The following is a 4,065-nucleotide window of genomic DNA, read 5'->3' as shown; positions in this document are numbered from 1 at the left end:
ACCGTACTTAATATAAATAGTAGATTTCCTCTATTCCGTTTCTAAAGCTAATGCAGTAAGTGGAACTGTTGTTTTCAAGGTAAAACTATGCCTAGTCCAACAATATTATTTCTATTGGCTAAGTAACGATTCCGTTTCCTTGCCGCTCGACAGCCTGGCTTCCGTTTAGGGTTCCCTGCAAATATTGTTTAACCTTAAATCCAATGATTATGTATTTAGACAGATTGCAACAGGACGAGGTCTTCGTACCAACTGAGGTAAGACCGTTAAATGAACTGACCCAAATGCCCTCCAGAGAGGGGCTGGAACGCGCCATTATCAGCAATGGCAAAATCGTGAACATCGTGTCCAAGAGTTATGGGCACATCCCAAACCAACATTTTTTCAAAAAGGCGGAACAGATGCTCATCGATACGGTTCTTCGTCATATTTGGGGATCATTAACCGGTTTGGGATAAAATCACTTTTTTACGCAATAGGTCAAAGCAAGCTCTACCATACATTTGTCTTTTAATGCTCTTTATCCGGTTTACGTGGCCTTCTACAGCGCCATTGCTCCAAGGCATTTCAATCGCGTTCTTAACGGCTTTGATATCCCTTGACAGTCCATTGGCAAAAGTGGCCAATCCCGTCATTTTGTATTTTGATCGTTTAATGAATTCGATCCATCGGTAAATGTTGCCACGTCCCGTGGTCAGCATAGTTTTAAAGATCCGCACCAATTTTTGAATTACCCGTAGTTCCGGGATATTATCCAATAAGGTCTGTAGATATCTCCGCTGATCGGGATTCTTGACAACAGTCGGACAGGAACCGATATATTTGGCGAGCTCCCTTGAGCTCAAGGGTTTTATATAGGGAACTCTCTCCTTTTGTATCTGTGCAAAATCAGGTGTGCATATTCCATGTTTTTCCTTTATGATGTTTATATTGTGATAGGCCTGTGTTCTGCTTCCGTTGTATCCCAATTTATAGATTTCGTCCATTATGTCTTTCACCATATATCCCTGAACGTTCAATCGCGCAGCGATGTGTTGGGAAAACAGCCCAATATTGGTCGATCTTGAGCTTGATGGGAGGCAATGATTCCAGCGAGAGGTAGGAATGGACCGTATTGCGGCTTATTCCAAGATCCCTTGCGATCTTTCGTTTGGATATGCCCTTGGCATGCAATTCCTTGACCTTGTTGAAAACATCCTGCCTCCGGTCCGTTCCTTTTAGGTCTGCTCTTTTTTGGATCCTTGATAATGGGCCCGTTGTTTTTTCCTTCGCATAACCGGTAATTTGACCATCGGACTTTTTCAAAAGTTCATTGCTTTTATCCTTAATGAGCTTTTTGATTTTTGGGTCCACACTTTTGAAATACCTGTCCAAGGCATCCGATAGGTTCATTAATAAATGAAATCGGTCCGCGACCTGTTCCGCACTTGGACAGACCTCGTTAATGGCGGAAGAATACGAACTGGCCCTGTCCCTGGTGACAATCTTCACGCCAGGATATTTTGACAACCACTTTTTTAGCTCTTTGCCCTCCCTCGAAGGTAAAATATCAATGGGCCTTGACGTCTCCATATCTATGAGAACGGTTCCATAACTTATCCCTTTTCGATATGCAAAATCATCAACGCCAAGTACCTTTGGTTGGGCTATTTGGGGCAGTTGTTGTCCGTGGGCCATTCGTGTAATGGTTGATTTGCTGACCGAGATCAGTAGTTGTTCCGACAGGGTACTGCCCATTTTACCGGTCAGCTCGATCGACAGGGAATCCAATATCTTTGATACCCTTCGTGTTCTTCTCGAATACCTCAAAATATATGGTGTCTGTTCTGAAAATACTTTTCGGTCACATTGAGGGTTCTGACATTTAAATTTGCGTGTTTTTAGGAAAATAGTGGTCTTGTTTTGAAATACCGGGAGGTCTGATATTGTTCTGGTATAACGATCATGGATTTTATTGCTGTATATTTCACAAACGGGACACTTTGCCCGTTTGGATTCTATTGATGTATATATTTTAACCAGGGATTGGGAGCGATCAATATTTTTTACAATTAGCCCAGGCATGCCGATCAGTTGTTTTACGGTCATAAGTAGTTGTTTGTTAGCTACTTAAAGATAATAAATATCTCCCTATAAAAACAAAGGACAAACGCATTTAAATTGCTGAATATCAATACATTAAATATAAAACCCTAACGCATGGATTTTCCCAAATATGACGAAGAACCGCCAATGTATGCCGATAGCCTGGTCCCCAATGTCAAACTGGACAATGAGGTCTTCGCATTGGATTCCCTAATAACATGGAATTGGATATCAATACAGTAATTTGTCACCTTTTGCTTTGATGTTTCAGCAGACGGATAGGTATTTTTAACTGTAGGTGTCTCAGTTCCGCATGTTTGGGAATTTGCACTACAATAGCATAGACAAATTAAAATAAACAGTGTTTGATAATTTTTTTTCGTGTTTTAGTTTATCATTGGTTGGTAGTTAGATTTTTTTGAAAATGTCATAACAACCTTCATCACAGGTGCTTGGGATGCTTGTTAAAATCAAATTATTTTCCTCAAATTTGAATAGAAAACGAATTGGCTCGTCATGACAAGGCCTATTAATGGTTAAGGTGTCTTTCTCTATAGAAAACATGCCATCGCAATTGGGTACGAAACTGTCTTTGATAACACCATCTTCTGTAAATATTAAGGTTTTACCGTTATCAATGGAATCAATCCCATCTCCATCGAACCTTTGAAAGAGGAGCCATTGACCAGTTAATTCATTTTCTTGATTTTTTTTACCATCGTCGTCATTGCAGGATTGGAAAGTAAATACCATTGCCAACCCCATAAAAAAGCTCATTACCAAAATCTTCATTGTATTGTTGTTTTTCATAATTCTAAATTTATTGAGTCCTTTATCATCAATTGTAAAGGAAGTATTATCACAAGATTAATCTTACATTTTTACCTCCATTTGTCAAAGATGTATTTTTTTGGGATCGGTTACCACTTAGAATATCAGCACAATGTTATTTTCAGTAATCAAAAAGTGCATATGTCTTCATACAATAATTGACAGGCCAGTTACCGAAATAGAGATTGCGACAACGTTTTTAGAACGGAAAGAAGGTTGGAGTTGGAGGACGAACTTCTATGCCGCCATGCGGGCGGACTCAACATCAATTTTTTTGAGAGATATCGCAGAAAAACCAGAAACAACCTAAATGAAAGTGTGTGGGATGATTAACAATAGCTTTCTTAACCAAGCTCTATTTTTGGGTGAATTGGAGGTAGATTCTTTAAAACAAAAAAGTGCCCTAATCCACGGAAGTTATAAGCTTAAATAAAAGATTTATAATAGGGCCTCTAGTGATACCATAGCCTGTTTTTTTGCCAAAAAAAGGTATTCGGGCTAAAGGAAACGCTTTCGTTTGAACCAAAGGAATACGATCAGGCAGATAAGGATCATAAATCCCAAAGTGGAAACGCCGGACATAGTATACCACCCTCGCCGGGTTAAAGTGACCATAGCTGGCCGGACGAAAGTGACCCACCTTTAGATTAGATCTATCCGTAAAAAGTCTAAGTGCTTTTTTTGTTAAAAAGCACCATGGCGAACAAGCAGATAGATATGCGAAAAACAAAACTGATTTACAAACTGTACACCTCCGGTACGAGCAAGCGTGGGATAAGCCAACAATTGGGCATATCCCGTGTCACGGTCAGGAAGTACATCGAATTCTTCAGGCGGTACCGTTTTACCGCCTACGAAGTGGAGAAGATGACCCTAGAGGAACTCCACAACCTTTTTAAGGACGGGCAAAAGCGCAAGAGCCAACGTTTGCTGACCTTAAGGCAGTACTTTCCCTATTTTGACAAAGAGCTTCGCAAGACCGGGGTGACCAGACAATTGTTATGGGAAGAATATTATGCCAAGCACCCCGATGGCTTCAAGCTCTCACAGTTCAAGTATTGGTACGCCGAATGGCGCAAGGAGACCTCTCCGGTAATGCACATGGAGCACAAGGCCGGCGACAAGCTCTTTATAGACTTCACGGGAAAG

At 40.6% G+C, this 4,065-nt stretch carries 5 protein-coding genes and 1 pseudogene; 3 read left to right on the top strand and 3 right to left on the bottom strand.

All coding sequences use genetic code 11. The annotated features are described in order from the left end of the window. The first annotated feature begins 209 nt into the window (after window positions 1-209). On the top strand, window positions 210-458 hold the full coding sequence (locus AC13CC_RS03940) for a hypothetical protein (RefSeq protein WP_482875583.1): 249 nt from the start codon (window positions 210-212) through the stop codon (window positions 456-458). Here AC13CC_RS03940 and AC13CC_RS03935 read toward each other — a convergent pair. Next, window positions 441-986 carry a transposase gene (locus tag AC13CC_RS03935; protein WP_482875585.1) on the bottom strand — a complete coding sequence of 182 codons (546 nt, stop codon included), beginning with the start codon at window positions 984-986 and terminating at the stop codon, window positions 441-443. The two genes, AC13CC_RS03940 and AC13CC_RS03935, sit on opposite strands and share 18 nt — an antisense overlap. Beyond that, complete coding sequence (locus AC13CC_RS03930) at window positions 970-2,064, bottom strand: ISL3 family transposase (RefSeq protein ID WP_482875584.1); 1,095 nt, start codon at window positions 2,062-2,064, stop codon at window positions 970-972. The genes AC13CC_RS03935 and AC13CC_RS03930 overlap by 17 nt, the downstream gene beginning before the upstream one ends. A gap of 135 nt (window positions 2,065-2,199) precedes the next feature. Here AC13CC_RS03930 and AC13CC_RS03925 point away from each other — a divergent pair, with 135 nt between their 5' ends. Next, window positions 2,200-2,328, top strand: coding sequence for a hypothetical protein (locus AC13CC_RS03925; RefSeq protein ID WP_482875582.1), 129 nt, complete (start codon window positions 2,200-2,202; stop codon window positions 2,326-2,328). Between the two features lie 165 nt (window positions 2,329-2,493). Here AC13CC_RS03925 and AC13CC_RS03920 read toward each other — a convergent pair whose 3' ends face one another. Beyond that, complete coding sequence (locus AC13CC_RS03920) at window positions 2,494-2,895, bottom strand: hypothetical protein (protein WP_163627918.1); 402 nt, start codon at window positions 2,893-2,895, stop codon at window positions 2,494-2,496. A gap of 717 nt (window positions 2,896-3,612) precedes the next feature. On the opposite strand from AC13CC_RS03920, the pseudogene AC13CC_RS03915 reads away from it, so the two are divergent. Further along, window positions 3,613-4,065, top strand: a pseudogene (locus AC13CC_RS03915) (IS21 family transposase); the annotation flags it as partial.

This window comes from Flagellimonas sp. L-11 (assembly GCF_056857735.1).
This window is presented reverse-complemented; position numbering and strand designations above follow the sequence as displayed.

Excerpts from the sequence above, each read along its gene's own strand:
- AC13CC_RS03940 (WP_482875583.1), top strand. The coding sequence starts at position 210 with ATGTATTTAGACAGATTGCAACAGGACGAGGTCTTCGTACCAACTGAG.
- AC13CC_RS03935 (WP_482875585.1), bottom strand. The coding sequence starts at position 986 with ATGGACGAAATCTATAAATTGGGATACAACGGAAGCAGAACACAGGCC.
- AC13CC_RS03930 (WP_482875584.1), bottom strand. The coding sequence starts at position 2,064 with ATGCCTGGGCTAATTGTAAAAAATATTGATCGCTCCCAATCCCTGGTT.
- AC13CC_RS03925 (WP_482875582.1), top strand. The coding sequence starts at position 2,200 with ATGGATTTTCCCAAATATGACGAAGAACCGCCAATGTATGCCGATAGC.
- AC13CC_RS03920 (WP_163627918.1), bottom strand. The coding sequence starts at position 2,895 with ATGAAAAACAACAATACAATGAAGATTTTGGTAATGAGCTTTTTTATG.